The sequence below is a fragment of the Cognatishimia sp. SS12 genome, assembly GCF_028369055.1.
GTDB lineage: Bacteria > Pseudomonadota > Alphaproteobacteria > Rhodobacterales > Rhodobacteraceae > Cognatishimia.
This window is the reverse complement of the sequence record NZ_JAQNCZ010000006.1, coordinates 54057-68697: the sequence shown is the minus strand read 5'-3', so window position 1 is coordinate 68697 and position 14641 is coordinate 54057. Positions and strand designations below refer to the sequence as shown.

Sequence of the window (14641 nt, the reverse complement as noted above, 5' to 3'; positions counted from 1 at the left end):
GAAAATTGGAAAGAAGGGGCGCAATTTCGCCGCAGTTTTTCCGCGTCGAATGCGCCTTTGTCCCAGATCTTTGTTGAAAGATTTGACGCAACTTGGGGGTTGGCGGATGACACGTTTTTCACATCAAGGCACTTATTTGGCGGGCGATCCAGATGACGAACTGGCGCTGCGCGATATCATTGCGATCGAAACCGCAGCCGGGCTGCGCATCTTTGCGGTCACGGGGCAGGGCGACAGTCTGGCGGCCTATGATCCGCTGGATGGCATGCGCCGCGTGGATGTCGAGAGTTTTGCGATCAGCGGCGGTCTGGGGGCCGGTCTGAAGTTGGCGCAGGCGCAAAATCTGGATGGCAATGGCGCAAGTGAGATTTTGCTGTTTGGTGGGGCAGGCATGGGGGTGCAGCGCTATGGCATCACCGACAGTGGCCGCATTGGCGCGCGTGATTTCCTGATTGATCCCTCAGATACCATTCTCTCGGCCACGGCCACCTATGTCGGCGGGCGCAATGTCGTCTTTACCACCGCCACCGACCGCGCCGGGCTGAGTGTTTGGCGCGAAAACAACAGCGGCACCATGGAGCGCACCGATACAGTGCCGATTGGTGCCAACAACGGCGGGCATGATCTGCTCGGGCTGGCGCAGATCACCCGGGGTGGGCAGGCCTATGTCATGGCGACGTCAACCGAAAGCGGCACGCTGAGTGTTTTTGCGCTGCAATCGGATGGCAGCCTGCGCATGACGGACCATTTGGAAACCGGCACTGATTTTTACATTGCCACCCCGAGCGCGCTGAGCACGGTTGCCATGGGCGGCACGGATTATGTGCTGATGACCGCCAGTGGCACCGGATCGCTGGTGGTGGCTGAATTTGCCGCCGATGGCACGTTGACGGTCACGGATCAGGTCAATGACAATTTGACCACCCGCTTTGGCGGGGCGGTGCATGTCCAAACCGTTGAGGTCGACGGCCATGTCTTTGTGGTGCTGGCAGGGGCGGATGACGGGCTGAGCCTGCTGCGTCTGTTGCCGGATGGCACGCTGTTGCATCATGACAGCATAGCCGATGACACCGCTATGGCGCTTAACGATATTGCCGCGCTGAGCGTGGTGGAAATTGACGGGCGCATCGAAGTGCTGGCGGCGGGCGAAGGCACGCAGGATGTCAGTCACCTGCGGGTATCGCCGGGCACGATGGGGGTGATTGAGGTGGATGGCGACACCCGCGACTCCCTCACCGGCACCAGCGGCGCGGATATTCTGGATGGCAACGGCGGCAGTGATACGCTGAATGGCGGTGCGGGCGATGATATTCTGATGGATGGGCGCGGCAGCGATCAGCTTTGGGGCGGCGACGGCGCGGATGTGTTCATCTTTGAGCGCGATGGGCAGAGCGATACGGTCATGGATTTTGAAGCTGGTGTCGATCGTCTGGACCTTTCGGGCTGGGGATATCTTTATTCCAGTGCCGCGCTCAGCTTTGATCCGCATTCAGATGGAGTGTTGATCAGCTATCGCGATGAGGTGCTGGATGTGCGCTCGCATGACGGGGCGATGTTGCGGGCGCGTGATTTCACCAATGCTGATCTCTTTGACCTCACCCATGTGGTGAATACGCTGCCGCAAGATTATACCGGCGTCTTCAACCGGATGTACGGGAGCGAGTTGGGTGACACGCTGAACGGGTCGGGTGCCGATGATCTGCTTTATGGTGAAACCATTCAGGCCGCAGGCTATGACGCGGTTTTGGGGCAGGTCTATCGCATTTATCAGGCCACGCTTGACCGCGCCCCGGATGTGAACGGGCACCTGAACTGGGCCAACCAGATGATGGATGGGCAGCAGACACTCGCCAGCGTCGCCTATGGTTTTGTGAACAGCGGCGAATTTCAGGCCACCTATGGCAACACCAGCAACGGTGAGTTTGTGACGCTGCTCTATAACAACGTGCTGGATCGCGCGCCGGATGCCACCGGGCTTGCCAATTGGACCGCGCGGCTGGACAGCGGCGCCATGAGCCGCGCGCAGGTGGTGGTTGGATTTTCCGAAAGCCCCGAATTTCGCGGCAATACCGAAATCGACAGCCTCGCCTTTAGCCGCGCGGGGTACCAAGCGGCCTGGACGGATGAGGTTTTTCGCCTCTACCAAGCGACCTTGGATCGCGCGCCGGATCTGACGGGGCTGACAAACTGGACCGGCCGTTTGGCAGATGGCATGCGCTTTGAGCAGGTGATTTCCGGTTTTGTGAACAGCCCGGAATTCAACGCCACCTATGGTGCCACCAGCAACAGCGATTTTGTCACTTTGCTTTACAACAATGTGCTTGAGCGCGCGCCGGATGCCACCGGGCTTGCCAATTGGACGGCCCGGCTTGAATCCGGGAGCCACAGCCGCACGCAGGTGGTGTATGGCTTTTCCGAAAGCGCCGAATTCAAACAGCGTAGCGCGCCGGATCTTGCGGCATATATGCTGGCGCAGGGTCAGGACGACCGGCTGTCTGCCGGGGCGGGGGACAACACACTATTTGGCGGCCGGCTGGCAGATACCTTTGTCTTCAACGCCACCGTTGATGGGCGCAGCATCGTGCTCGACATAGAGGCTTGGGACCGGGTGGAGTTGCAGCAATACAGCCAGAACAGCGCCTCAGAGATTGTCGATTCTCTGGTGCAGGTGGGCGATGATGTGGAGCTGACACAGGACGATATGACCATTGTTTTCCAGAACCGGACGCTGGATGCCTTTGACGAGGATATGTTTGTTCTGGTCTAAGCCGCGGCAAGCCATGCTGCACGTTTCTGAGCGGCGGCATAAAGCTGTTCGTCCCAATAGGTCAGCTCATGCATCAATGCCTGTGTCGCCGCGCATGGCATTTGGCGGGGCACAGGGCGCAGATGTGGGTTGCTTTCTGTCACCGCGCTCAGGGCCTGCTCGGGCTTGATCTCGTCAGGGGCGGTCTGGCCAAGGCAGCGCGCGATCTGCTGCAGGCTCCGCTCATAATTTTCCACAAATCCGATTGCGTCAAACCGCTCTAGGTTGGCGCAGGCCTCGGCAAATAGTTCTGCCATAGGCGGCATTGCTCGTCCGGGCAACTGCGGGTGATCCGAAAGATAGCGCGTCATTGCGTTGTCAACGCCGGGGTGGGCGCGCACGTGAGGATCCGCGAAATACCCGGCCAGTTCATGATCATGGGCAAACTGCGCCAAGGTCAGATTATGCGCAGCGATGAACTCTGCACGATGGGCGCGATGGAAGTGATAAAGCGACAACAGGCGGTCGCGCGGTTGCCGCAGAAAGGTGATCATCCGCCGCGGCCCCGGAATAAACTGCGTGGAATAGAAATCAAAATGCCCGGAAAAAACCTGCTTTTGCGCCAGGCTCATCATGCGCGATTGATAAAGACCATTGTGCCGCTCGGGGTGAAAGGCGGCGCGGGGATACCAGCGCAGCAGTTGGTGATGCAATGTGGTGCCGCCGCATTTGGGCAAATGCAGAAAGACAATCCGTGGTGTGCCTGGCATAATCACGACGCCTGCCGCGCGGCGCGCCCTTCTAGGATGTCCTGCAAACGGCTGGCATAGCGCGCGCCAATGGCTGCGGCGGAAAAATCGGCTTGAACAAGCTGCCAGGCGGCCTCTACCCGCTGCGCGCGCGCAGCGGCATCATCAAACACGCAGCGCATCTGCTTGGCGGCGTGGGCCACATCCGGCTCGGCCCACATCTGCCCGCGTTTGGTAAAGATATAGTCCCCTTCGGCGACAGGAATCAGACTGTGATCAACCAGAAACGCTGTTTCGGGTGTGCAGAATTCCAAATTGCCGGAATAGCCCGTGCAGATCACCGGCACCTTGAGGTTCATGGCTTCGATCATGCCAAAGCCCCAGCCTTCCGCGCGATGCAAAGAGACATAGCAATCCGATCCTTTCTTCAGGCGCAGCAGATCTTCGTAAGCCCAGGTTTCGTTGATCAAAGTGATGCGCCGATCCAAGCGGCACGCGGCATCAATCTGGCGCCACATACGCATTTGCACCGGGTCCAGCACGTGATCGCGATTCTGGGTTTTCAGGATCAGCCGCGCGTTGTCTGCGGTGGCAAAGGCCTGCTGAAAGGCGCGGATCACGGCGAGCGGGTTTTTGCGCTGCACAAAGGAATAGGAATCAAACACCGCCAGAAAGACAAACGCATCCGGCGCGATGGCGCAGCGGCGCTCAAGAAAACCGCGCGCCTCGCTGCGGGGCAGGGGGGCGGGGGCCTCAAAACACATGCCAACATTTGTGACCGGGATGTCGCAATGCGGGCGATAGATCGAAGTGCCAAAGGCGCTGGACACCCAGATTTCATCCAGCAGATCCATCCCCAGATCATGGCAGGGGGCGGGGCTGTCCAATTCCCAGAAAAAATAACCGATATTATAGGCCCCGCTCATCACGTCAGGGGCATAGGCAAAGGCCAGCGGAATGCTTTCAGCATTCAGATGCAGCAGATTGACCCGCGCGCGCTGAAAGCCCCCGTGCTGGGCCGCGCTGCTGAAGCCTTCGGGCGCGGGATTATCAAGGCCAAAATCGACGGCATTGACCGAAAATCCAGTCTGCGCCAACGCCTGTTGCGACAGGCGCGTCGCTTGGCCAAGGCCAGATGCTTTGCCAAGCGGACCAATCAGCTGCACATCTACGCTTGGACCGCTGGGCGAGGGCGCAGGCAGCGCCGCCGCATGCAGACGGTGCCCTTGCGCGCTGCGGGTCAAAAATTCACGGCGACCCAGATCAAAACCGCGATCCGCCAGCGCGGCGCGATAGCCAGCGCCGGTGATCTCGGGCGCGTCCTCCCACAGTGTGGTTGCAAATTCACTGAGCGGGCAGGCCCCGCTGTCATCGGCTGTCAGCGCAGCAGCAAGGCTTTGGGCGGGAAGATAACGCAGAATATCGGGCCGCCGCAGCGCTTGGATCATCAAAACAAAGGTCAGGGTCGCCCGGTCTGTGGCGCAGCTGGGGTCAAGACACTGCAGCGCGGGCATTTCGCGCAACATCAGATCCATGAAACTGCTCAGCGGGTAAATGTCGTCGCGGCGGCTGTGGTGGACGCGCGCCATATCGGCCGCCATATCGCCGGGGATCAGGCAATCCTCGACCATCAATGCGGGGGCCGCCTTGTGAACCCACCAGAACTGCTGCGCGAGCACAGTGGCCGGATCATTCAGATCAAGCGCCGCGCGCTGCGCGTGCGCGTTCATCAGGTGCCAAAACATGAACCGTGGCAGCTGTGCGGTCAGCCCACCGAGGATCACGGGCTGGTTGAGATAGGCAATTTCATCGGCGCTAAGCGGGACGCGCAAACCGCGGTCGCGCCCATAGCGGGTGATATACCAATAGAGGCAATGGGCACGGTCCTCGGCCAGGTCAATGTCATACGCCGCATCGCGGCGCAGGCGTTTGCGGGTAAAATCCGTATAGGCCGCGATCGGGACATGTTCTGCAGCATCAATGGCGGGCGAAACGGACCGTGATATCGCGGTATGGGCCGTCAACGCAGGCACCGGGCGGGGTGTTTCCTCGGTGTCGCGCAGGGCCATGACGGCGCTGCATGCTGGTGCCAAATGGTCGCGCAACACCTCAATCTTGGCTTGCGCCTCTAGCGCTGCAAAATCCGTGTGCACAGGCAGCGTCACGCGGCCAAGCAAATGCCCAGCCGCCGCGGTCGCGCCCCGCAGCAGACGCACTTCGAGGGGGCGGTTCTGCGCGGTAATGAGGGCGATATCCTCCGCGGTCAGCGGCAATTCAAACCCGCAATCGCCGCGCCCATAGCCCTGGTTGGCGACGTCACCGCGAAACTGGTTGGCAACCCCCGATGCCAGACAGCGCGGGCCCAGAAAAAGACCCACACGCAGCCCACCGCGTTGCCGGACCCGTGTGGCCACCCAGCCGCAGATTGCCGGGCCGTGCAGCCCATCGACATGACCACAATAGCGCAAAGCTTGCGCGCGCTGCCGGATATTTCGGGCCGCGCCCATCATGCGCGCAGCGCGTCAAAATCGGCCTGGGCCATCATGGCGGCCAAGGTCTTGACCGGCATTTTCGCATGCCAGCCGAGCGAGGATTTCGCTTTGCTTGCGTCGCCGATCAGCAGGTCAACTTCCGCAGGGCGGAAGAAATCCGGGTCCACCTCCAGAATGCGGCGGCCGGTCTTGCGCTCCACCGCCATTTCATTCAGCCCGCGCCCCATGAACTCCAGCTCCATATCCAGGGCTTCGGCGGCATAGCGCACAAACTCTCGGATCGGTGTGGTGACGCCGGTGGCGAGCACGTAATCATCCGGCTGATCTTGTTGCAGCATCAACCACATGCCGCGCACGTAATCCCCGGCATAGCCCCAGTCGCGCTGCACATCGAGATTGCCGAGTTTCAGAACCTCATTGCTGCCGCGCGCGATTTTGGCAAGGCCAAGAGTGATTTTGCGTGTCACAAATTCTTTGCCGCGCAGCGGGCTTTCGTGGTTAAACAGCACACCAGAGGAGGCATGCATGCCAAAACTTTCCCGATAGTTCATGGTGATGTAGTGGCCATAGGCCTTGGCAACGCCATAGGGGGAGCGCGGATAAAACGGTGTGGTTTCGCGCTGCGGCACCTCTTGCACCAGCCCAAACATTTCCGAGGTGGAGGCCTGATAAAAGCGCGTATTTGGATGATAGGTGCGCAGGCAATCCAAGATGCGCACGACGCCCATGCCATTGGCGTCACCCGTATAAATCGGCTGTTCCCAACTGGCCCCGACAAAACTTTGGGCAGCGAGGTTGTAAAACTCATCCACCGGGGTGTCGCGGATCACGCGGACAATATTGTTGATCTCGTTCAAATCAAAACTGTGCAACGTGACCTGATCTGCGATGCCAAGCGCGGCGAGCCGCGTGGTTTCGGGGTGTGAAATACGGCGCACCCCGCCGTGCACGCGGTAGCCCTTTTGCAAGAGCAGTTTTGCCAGATAGGCACCGTCCTGGCCTGTGATCCCGGTGATAAAGGCGGATTTTGTCATGTGGCATCCTTTTCAAAGCGGCAGCACGCCGGTTCGGTGGTGAATGCCCCACTGTAAAATCAGCTTTCTTAACAAAGTTCTCACCACGATTGCCGCGGCACAAAAACTGTGGCGGGCAGAATATTTGATAACGGCTCATATTTGATGCTATAAAGGCAGAAGTGCCAGTTATGGGATCGAATATGAGCCTTTTGCCCGAATTTTACACCGCCACAGATCTGCATCAGCGCGTCGCCGCCGCCGCCAAGGCACGGCGGCTCGCGATGAATATCACCCAAGCGGCGCTGGCGCAGCGGGCCGGGGTGTCGCTGGCGACGCTCAAGCGGTTTGAAAACGGCGGCACGGCCAGCTTTGCGACGGTCTTGGCGGTGGCGGAATCGCTGGACGCTCTGGCCGAATTTACCCGGCTGTTTCCTGCGCCAGAGGCGGCGACATTGGATGATCTGACCGCACCGCAGAGAGGGCGCAAACGCGCGCGGGGGCCGCATGATTGAGCGGCTGACAGTGTCGCTTGCGCCGGGCTATGGCGGGCAGGGGGCAGGGCAGGGGGACGGGCCGCAAGAGCGCGTGATCGGGCAGCTGGGGCGCGATCCGGCGCGGCGCGGCTTTGCCTTAGAATGGGATGCGGAGTTCGCCGCCGCGCCCCTGCCGATCTGGCCCGTTCACACCCGCCAGTACAGCGGCCTGCTGCGCGGGCCTGAAACCCGGCCCGGGGCCTTGCCGGGTCTGTTCGAAGACAGCCTGCCAGATGGCTGGGGGCGATTGCTGCTGGATCGCGAAATCAACGCCGCCGGGGCTTCGCGGGCGCAGCTTGATGATCTGCACCGGCTGGCCTTTGTGGGCACGCAGGGCATGGGCGCACTGAGCTATCGCCCCGTGACAGCCCCTCAGAGCGCCGCTGAGCTGGATCTGAGCTGGTTTGAAGGGGTGATTGGCCGGATTGACGATGAGACCGACCTGGAGGTGCTACAGCGGCTCAGGGTGATCAGCGGCGGCTCGCAGGGGGCGCGGCCGAAATTTGTCGCCCAGATCGGCCCGGATCAGCGCAGCCTGCGCGATCACCGCGCGCCCTGGCAAGAGGGCTGGACCCATGTGCTGATCAAGGGCCGCGGCAGCCTGGACCCCAAAGGCGCGATCGAGGCCGAGCTCGCCTATGGCGCGCTGATGCGGCGCGCCGGGATCGATTGCCAGCAGATGTTTAGTCTAAAAGGCAGTTTAGAGACGTTTTTTGCCACCCATCGGTTTGATCGCGATCAGGGCAGGCGGCGGCATATGGCCTCGGTCGCGGGGCTGCTGAACACCGGGTTGCAGCATGGTGTCTTTGATTATGTCGACCTGATGCGCCTGGCCAAAACCCTTTGTCTGAACAAGGCGCAGACCGCCGAAGAGCTGTTTCGCCGCATGGTGTTCAATGTGCGCGCGATCAGCCGCGATGATCACATCCGCAACCACGCCTTGCTGATGGACACGGCGGGACAGTGGCATCTGGCGCCGGCCTTTGATGTCACCTTTGATCCGGGGCCGGGGGGTGAACATTCCATGGCCGTCGCCGGGGAAGGGCGCGCGCCGGGGCAGGGGGCCTTTGCCACAGTGGCAGAGATCGGCGGGATCAAAGCCAAACGCCGCGATCAGATTATCGCAGAGGTGGATGCGGCGCTGGCGGACTGGCCGCAGGTGGCGCAGGAGCATGGCGTGCCAAAGCCGCTGCGCCAGACCATTGAGCGCGAGATCGCGGCTGCGCGCCGCTGGGCTTAATCTGCGCTGGCAAAACAGCTGAAGCAGAATTGCACAAAGGCATCCACTTTGCGCGAATCCTTCAAATGCGGCAGGCGCAGAGACGAAATCGGAGCCGCGCTGGCGGGCAGGGCGCCGGGCAGCACTTCGACCAATTGGCCTGTGGCCAGTTCCTGCGCCACCGCCAATTCGGATTTCAGCGCAATGCCCACCCCATGGGTGGCGGCATCGGTCAGTGTGTCGGAATTGGACACCACAACATGGATCTGCGGCATATGCGCCCCCAGCCCCCAATCGCGCTGCCAGGGCAGGCAGACGGCCTTGTGCTGCGCCAGATCGGCCAAGGCACCGGGTGTGCCCTGCTGTGCCAGATAGGCAGGCGCGGCGCAGAGAATACGCCGGTTGTCCGCCAATTTGCGCGACAGAAAGCTGCTGTCCGCCAATTTGCCAACCCGAATGGCGCAATCCTGCCGTTCCTCGGCCAGATTGACAAAGCGGTCCACCGCAAGAAATTCAAAGGTCAGCCCCGGCTCTGCCTGTTGCAACCTCGGCAGATTGGGCAGGATAAAGCGCGACAGGATCCAGGGGGCCATGGTGACGCGCAGATGCCCGCGCAGCTTGCCGCCATGGCTGCCGATGTTCAGCTCGGCGTCGGCCAATGTTTCCAGAATGGTTTCCACCTCGTTGAAAAACGCTTCCCCCTCAGTGCTGAGCGTCACCGTGCGGCTGGTGCGGTGAAACAGCGTCACCCCCAGATGTTTTTCCAGCTTGGTCAGCCGGTGGCTGACCGTGGCGGGGGACAGCCCCTGGCTGTTGGCGGCGGCGGTGATGCCGCCCCGCTGGGCGATGGCGACAAAGGTTTGCAGATCTTCGATGCTATACATGGGCAATCCCGGCAACCATTTGGTTTTTTCGAACGATGGTTTTGATATTCACCGTATTATGCATGAATTTATCAAATGATACACCTTTCGCACGACGACAATGTCGTAAGGGAGGAACCGATGTTCAAATCACTCGTAACCACAGCGCTGCTTGCAACGGGGCTGAGTTCACAGGCGTTTGCCGAAATTGAAACCTATGCCACATTCACTGCTGATATGCCGCCGGGCAACCTGGCGATTGCCCCCGATGGGCGCATGTTCATGTCTGTCCATGAGTTTTACGGCAAGGCGCTGCGCATTGTCGAAGTGATGCCTGATGGCTCGACCAAACCCTATCCCAATGCCGCCTGGTCCAATGCACCCGAAGGCGATGGCCCGGGGCTGAAAGGGGTGCTGGGGCTGCGGGCGGACCGCGAGGGCATTTTGTGGATGTTGGACGGTCAAGCTGAGGGGCAGACCGGCCGCATCGTGGGCTGGAACACCAATACAGAGACGCTGCACGCCATTTTTTACCTCGGGCAGCCAGCGACTTTGCCATCCAGCTTTCTGAACGACCTTGCCGTCGATCGTGAACATAACGCGATCTACATCACCGACACGGCCAATGCCGAAACCACCGCGCTGATTGTGCTGGATATGGACACGGGCCGCGCGCGCCGTGTGCTGGAGGCCTCGGCCTTCACGGTGCCGGAAGATACCGATATGGTGATCGACGGTAAGGTTGTTCACCTTGGCGGGGCACCGGCCAAGATCGGGGCCAACCCGATCACCATCGATCCGACCAATGAATGGGTCTATTTCGCCCCAATGACCGCCAGCGCCATGTACCGCGTGCGCACCACGGATCTGCTGGACGACAGCCTGTCTGAGGCCGAGTTGGCGGCGCGGGTGCAGCGATATGGCGACAAGCCGATTTCCGATGGCTCCACCGTGGATGCGGACGGCAATGTCTATATCACTTCGATCACCGAAGATGCGGTGGGCGTGACCAAAGCCGATGGCACCTATGAGATCCTCTATCAGGCCGACAATATGTCCTGGCCCGATGGCTTTGCGATGGGGCCGGATGGCTATGTCTATGTCACCATCAACGAGCTGCACCGCTCGCCGGTGCTGAACGGCGGCGAAGATGCCACCCAGGGCGAATTCAGCATCATGCGCTTCCCGGCGCTTGGCGGGGCGGTCTCTGGCCGCTGAGGCGGATCACCGCAGAGCGTATCGCACAGAGTTAGAAAGGCGCGCAGGATCTGCGCGCCTTTTTTGCGTCTGTTCTCTGCTGTACATTATCGGCGAGACTGGGTTGAATGCTGCAACCCCCATTGTCTGAGCCGGAGCTTTGGATGCACAGCGAACCTCAAAAATCCACATGGGCTGTGTTCCGGAACCAGGCCTTTCGCAATCTCTGGTTTGCCACGCTGGCCTCAAACTTTGGCGGCATTGTGCAGGCCGTGGGCGCGGCCTGGTTGATGACCTCGCTGACCACGTCGGAAAGCATGATTGCGCTGGTGCAATCCTCGGTGACATTGCCACTGATGATCTTTTCGCTGACGGCGGGGGTCTTTGCCGATAATTTTGACCGGCGCAGGATCATGCTCTGGGCGCAGGCCTTTATGTGCGTGGCTTCGGTCTGTCTGGCGGTCCTGGCCTTTAAGGGGCTGCTGACGCCTTGGCTGCTGCTGTCGTTCACGTTTCTGATTGGCTGCGGCACGGCGCTCAATAACCCGTCTTGGCAGGCCACGGTGGGGGATCTTGTGTCCAAGGCGGAATTGCCTGCGGCGGTGTCGATGAATTCGATGGGCTTTAACATGATGCGCAGCATCGGGCCCGCCGTCGGGGGGGCGATTGTGGCCTCATTCGGGGTGGCCGCCGCCTTTGCGATCAATGCCGCGAGTTATATTGCGATCATTTCCGCGCTCTTTGCCTGGAAATCAAAACCCAAGGCCAGCCGCCTGCCGCGCGAACAATTTGGCAGCGCCTTTGTGGCGGGCCTGCGCTATGTCGCGCTGTCGCCGAACCTGGTGCGCACCATGGTGCGGGGCAGTATTTTCGGGTTTTCCGCCATTGCGCTGCAGGCGCTGCTGCCGGTGATTGTGCGCGAGAATCTGGGTGGCACCTCGGTGATCTATGGCATCTTTCTGGGGGCTTTTGGGCTGGGGGCGGTGATTGGCGCCGTGTCCAGCAAACGCCTGCGCGAGCGGTTTGAGAATGAGGCGATCATTCGGCTAGGGTTCTGCGGCTATGCGCTGTGTTACGTGATTTCGGTCCTCGCACCGACGATGTTTGTTGCCGGGGCGGTCATGTTTTTGGCCGGGGCCTCCTGGGTGATGACCATGTCGCTGCTCAATACAACCATTCAGCTGTCAACGCCGCGCTGGGTGGTGGGGCGTGTTCTGGCGCTGCATCAGACCGGGACTTTCGGGGGCATGGCGGCCGGCAGCTGGATATGGGGCGCGCTGGCTGAGGCGGCGGGGATGCCGACGGCGCTCTTGGGGGCCGGGGTGGTGGTCTTGCTGGGGCTGGGGTTCGGGGTCTTGGCCCCACTGCCCAATCGCGCCGAGATGCGGCTGGATCCGGCGGGGCATTTTGTCGAACCTGAGCTGTCGCTGGATATCCGCCCACAAAGTGGGCCGGTGCTGGTGATGATTGATTTTAAGATCGACGAAGCGGATGTGCCGGAGTTTCTGGCGCTGATGGCGGAGCGGCGGCGCATGCGGATCCGTGACGGGGCCGGGCAATGGGCGCTGCTGCGCGATATGGAAGACCCGGATCAATGGACCGAAAGCTATCATGTGCCGACCTGGGTCGAATATATCCGCCACCATGAACGGCGCACCGAAGCGGATGGAGAAAATTTTGAAAAGCTGCACCGCCTGCATCGCGGCGACGCGCCGATCCGCGTGCACCGCATGATCGAGCGCCACTCCACCGCCGAGATCCACAGCACCCCGGGGCGACGCAAGGGGTGAGGTGACGTTGGGAGGATCCGAGCCTGCGGGTTCTGGTATCCGCGCACAAAAAACGGGGCACCCACAGGCGCCCCGCGTGGTCGATCTGTGTTGGGTCAGCTGCCAGAATCTGAGACGAGTTTCAATTTTTGCTCAGATTGCACATCCATGAAAGCTTTGAGATCGTTGCCTGTCATGGCTTCGGGGCCTGAGAAAAATTCGCTCACATAGGCGTTGAGCTTGCTTTCCGGGTCCATGACCACGGCCGAGATCGCCTCTGCCAGGGCCTCTTGTGCCTCTGTGGGCAGGCCTGCGGGGGCCATCAACAGGAACTTGCTGCTGAAGGTATAGGGCACATCAAAATCCGCAAGCAGCGGCGCGTCAGGGTCGCTTTTCAGCGGGGTGGATCCTGCTGATGCCAGATTGACCAGAACGCCCTGCTTAACAAGCGGTGCCTGAAAGCCTGCGACCCAAGCAAGGTCAAGATCGTCCCCGACCACGCCGTTCAGCCCGCCTTTGCCACCTTTGACGTTCACCACGGTCAGTTCGACACCATGCAGCGCCCCGATCATATAGCTGCCGTCCGCAAGGTTGGAGGATTGCGCGCCAATGGAAATATTCTCTCCGTTCTTCAGCGCTGCGATCACGTCGCCCAGATCGGCCCAGCCTCTGTCCGCTTTGGCGACAATGGCCATCTGCGCTTCGGTGACGGTCGACAGATAAGAGAAATCATCCAGCGTGTAGCCCGGATTCTCGGAGGCGTGGACATTGTAGACCAGGGGTTCGGACACGGTGAAGCCGATCGACAGCCCGTCTGCGGGCTCGTCCTTGAGCTGCGCCGCCATGGTGCCGCCGCCCATGCCCGGTACGTTCTGCGGAATAATCTCCCATCCGTTGCGGTCTTGCAGATCCTCCGCCAACAGGCGAGCCTGGGTGTCAACGCCGCCCCCCGCGCCAAAGCCAATCAGCAGCTTGATGGGACCGGATGGTTGCCAGTCCGCCGCCGCAAACGTCGTTGTCGTTGCCAACAGCCACGTCGCGAGCACCGATGTCATAACCGGATATTTCATGTTGTCTCCTCCTCAGGAACGTTGATGGGCCAGCGTCTTGGACCCGCACTCTGGCAGCAGCATCAGAAATACCGGGGTCTGCCGCAATTGCGAAGCTGGCGCATTCCGACTGGCGAAACGCCCGGTCAAACCAACTTACAACATCGCGCGCGCGGGCGATAACCCAATCAGTCGGTTGACTGCTGCGAGGAAACACATATGCCCCAAGACACGCCCCGGTTCGCGGACCACTTTCGAAACCGCCAGCCTCTCGTTGGTACATTTGTCAAAATGGCCAGCACGATGCCGACCGAAATTCTGGGCCTGAACGGCTATGATTTTGTGGTGGTGGACGAAGAACATGCGCCTTTGAACCGCGAAACGACCGACCGCATCCTCTTGGCCTGCCGGGCCGTGGGCATTGGTGGGCTCGTTCGGGTGCAAAGCGCGGATCCAGCGGCGATCCTGTCGGTGCTGGATTGCGGCGCGGATGGCGTGCTTGTCCCGCATATCAAAGATGCCGCTGATGCCGCCCTGATCGCGCAGGCCGCGCGGTATCGCCCCGGGCGGCGGGGCTATGCGGCGACCACGCGTGCCGGGGCCTTTGGCGGGCAGGGGATTGCGGCGCATATCGCCGAGCAGGACCACCGCGCCACGGTCATCGCGATGATCGAGGACCCCGAAGCGCTGGAAGATATCGAGGCGATTGTCGCGACCGAGGGGATTGACGGCGTGTTCATTGGCCGGGGCGATTTGACCGTGGCCTTTGGCGAAGATGCGCCCGGCAGCGCCCCTGTCCGGGCGGCCACCAGCAAGATTATCGCCGCCGCGCGGGCCGCAGGCAAAACCGTCAGCGCCATGGCCGGTTCGCCCGAAGATGCGCAGGCGCTGTTTCACGACGGCGTCACGACCTTTGTCGTCGGCTCGGACCAAACATTTCTGCGCACGGCGGCCATCGCCACATTGGCGGGCACGCGCGCCGCACTGAAACCGAAAGGCTGAATCGCA

The 14641-nt window shown here is 61.1% G+C and carries 11 protein-coding genes; 6 read left to right on the top strand and 5 right to left on the bottom strand.

Features of this window, described 5'->3' with window-relative positions:
* Positions 1 to 106 precede the first annotated feature (106 nt).
* Positions 107 to 2767: a DUF4214 domain-containing protein gene (locus N6L24_RS13775; protein ID WP_271845277.1), complete on the top strand. Its 2661-nt coding sequence runs from the start codon at positions 107 to 109 to the stop codon at positions 2765 to 2767.
* On the opposite strand, the gene N6L24_RS13770 is transcribed toward N6L24_RS13775, so the two are convergent.
* The 3 genes from N6L24_RS13770 to gmd are packed head-to-tail and all read right to left on the bottom strand — an operon-like array spanning position 2764 to position 7021.
* Complete coding sequence (locus N6L24_RS13770; protein ID WP_271845276.1) at positions 2764 to 3516, bottom strand: sulfotransferase family 2 domain-containing protein; 753 nt, start codon at positions 3514 to 3516, stop codon at positions 2764 to 2766. The genes N6L24_RS13775 and N6L24_RS13770 overlap by 4 nt on opposite strands.
* A 2-nt stretch (positions 3517 to 3518) precedes the next feature.
* Positions 3519 to 6002: a glycosyltransferase gene (locus N6L24_RS13765; protein ID WP_271845275.1), complete on the bottom strand. Its 2484-nt coding sequence runs from the start codon at positions 6000 to 6002 to the stop codon at positions 3519 to 3521.
* Positions 6002 to 7021, bottom strand: a complete 1020-nt coding sequence (gene gmd / locus N6L24_RS13760; protein WP_271845274.1) for a GDP-mannose 4,6-dehydratase — start codon at positions 7019 to 7021, stop codon at positions 6002 to 6004. Before gmd ends, N6L24_RS13765 begins: the two co-directional genes overlap by 1 nt.
* 182 nt (positions 7022 to 7203) lie before the next feature.
* Here gmd and N6L24_RS13755 point away from each other — a divergent pair, with 182 nt between their 5' ends.
* Together N6L24_RS13755 and N6L24_RS13750 are read left to right on the top strand one after the other, a co-directional pair.
* A complete protein-coding gene (locus N6L24_RS13755) occupies positions 7204 to 7515 on the top strand; it encodes a helix-turn-helix domain-containing protein (protein ID WP_271845273.1) in 312 nt (103 codons plus the stop codon).
* Complete coding sequence (locus N6L24_RS13750; RefSeq protein ID WP_271845272.1) at positions 7508 to 8776, top strand: type II toxin-antitoxin system HipA family toxin; 1269 nt, start codon at positions 7508 to 7510, stop codon at positions 8774 to 8776. Before N6L24_RS13755 ends, N6L24_RS13750 begins: the two co-directional genes overlap by 8 nt.
* Here the strand turns inward: N6L24_RS13750 and N6L24_RS13745 are convergent.
* Positions 8773 to 9639 (bottom strand): LysR family transcriptional regulator, encoded by an 867-nt coding sequence (locus N6L24_RS13745; RefSeq protein ID WP_271845271.1) that lies wholly within the window; start codon positions 9637 to 9639, stop codon positions 8773 to 8775. The two genes, N6L24_RS13750 and N6L24_RS13745, sit on opposite strands and share 4 nt — an antisense overlap.
* 120 nt (positions 9640 to 9759) lie before the next feature.
* Between N6L24_RS13745 and N6L24_RS13740 the strand changes: the two genes are divergently transcribed.
* A complete protein-coding gene (locus N6L24_RS13740) occupies positions 9760 to 10836 on the top strand; it encodes an SMP-30/gluconolactonase/LRE family protein (protein WP_271845270.1) in 1077 nt (358 codons plus the stop codon).
* 143 nt (positions 10837 to 10979) lie between these two features.
* Positions 10980 to 12605, top strand: a complete 1626-nt coding sequence (locus N6L24_RS13735; protein ID WP_271845269.1) for an MFS transporter — start codon at positions 10980 to 10982, stop codon at positions 12603 to 12605.
* Between the two features lie 95 nt (positions 12606 to 12700).
* On the opposite strand, the gene N6L24_RS13730 is transcribed toward N6L24_RS13735, so the two are convergent.
* Positions 12701 to 13654: a tripartite tricarboxylate transporter substrate binding protein gene (locus tag N6L24_RS13730; protein WP_271845268.1), complete on the bottom strand. Its 954-nt coding sequence runs from the start codon at positions 13652 to 13654 to the stop codon at positions 12701 to 12703.
* Positions 13655 to 13852: 198 nt separating this feature from the next.
* Here N6L24_RS13730 and N6L24_RS13725 point away from each other — a divergent pair, with 198 nt between their 5' ends.
* Entirely contained in the window at positions 13853 to 14635 is a 783-nt protein-coding gene (locus N6L24_RS13725; protein WP_271845267.1) for an HpcH/HpaI aldolase family protein, read from the top strand.
* Positions 14636 to 14641: the final 6 nt, after the last annotated feature.

Bases quoted from the DNA above. Each gene is read 5' to 3' on its own strand.
- N6L24_RS13765 (WP_271845275.1), bottom strand. From the start codon at position 6,002: ATGGGCGCGGCCCGAAATATCCGGCAGCGCGCGCAAGCTTTGCGCTAT.
- N6L24_RS13725 (WP_271845267.1), top strand. From the start codon at position 13,853: ATGCCCCAAGACACGCCCCGGTTCGCGGACCACTTTCGAAACCGCCAG.
- N6L24_RS13740 (WP_271845270.1), top strand. From the start codon at position 9,760: ATGTTCAAATCACTCGTAACCACAGCGCTGCTTGCAACGGGGCTGAGT.
- N6L24_RS13745 (WP_271845271.1), bottom strand. From the start codon at position 9,639: ATGTATAGCATCGAAGATCTGCAAACCTTTGTCGCCATCGCCCAGCGG.
- N6L24_RS13775 (WP_271845277.1), top strand. From the start codon at position 107: ATGACACGTTTTTCACATCAAGGCACTTATTTGGCGGGCGATCCAGAT.
- N6L24_RS13730 (WP_271845268.1), bottom strand. From the start codon at position 13,654: ATGAAATATCCGGTTATGACATCGGTGCTCGCGACGTGGCTGTTGGCA.
- N6L24_RS13735 (WP_271845269.1), top strand. From the start codon at position 10,980: ATGCACAGCGAACCTCAAAAATCCACATGGGCTGTGTTCCGGAACCAG.
- N6L24_RS13755 (WP_271845273.1), top strand. From the start codon at position 7,204: ATGAGCCTTTTGCCCGAATTTTACACCGCCACAGATCTGCATCAGCGC.
- N6L24_RS13750 (WP_271845272.1), top strand. From the start codon at position 7,508: ATGATTGAGCGGCTGACAGTGTCGCTTGCGCCGGGCTATGGCGGGCAG.
- N6L24_RS13770 (WP_271845276.1), bottom strand. From the start codon at position 3,516: ATGCCAGGCACACCACGGATTGTCTTTCTGCATTTGCCCAAATGCGGC.
- gmd (WP_271845274.1), bottom strand. From the start codon at position 7,021: ATGACAAAATCCGCCTTTATCACCGGGATCACAGGCCAGGACGGTGCC.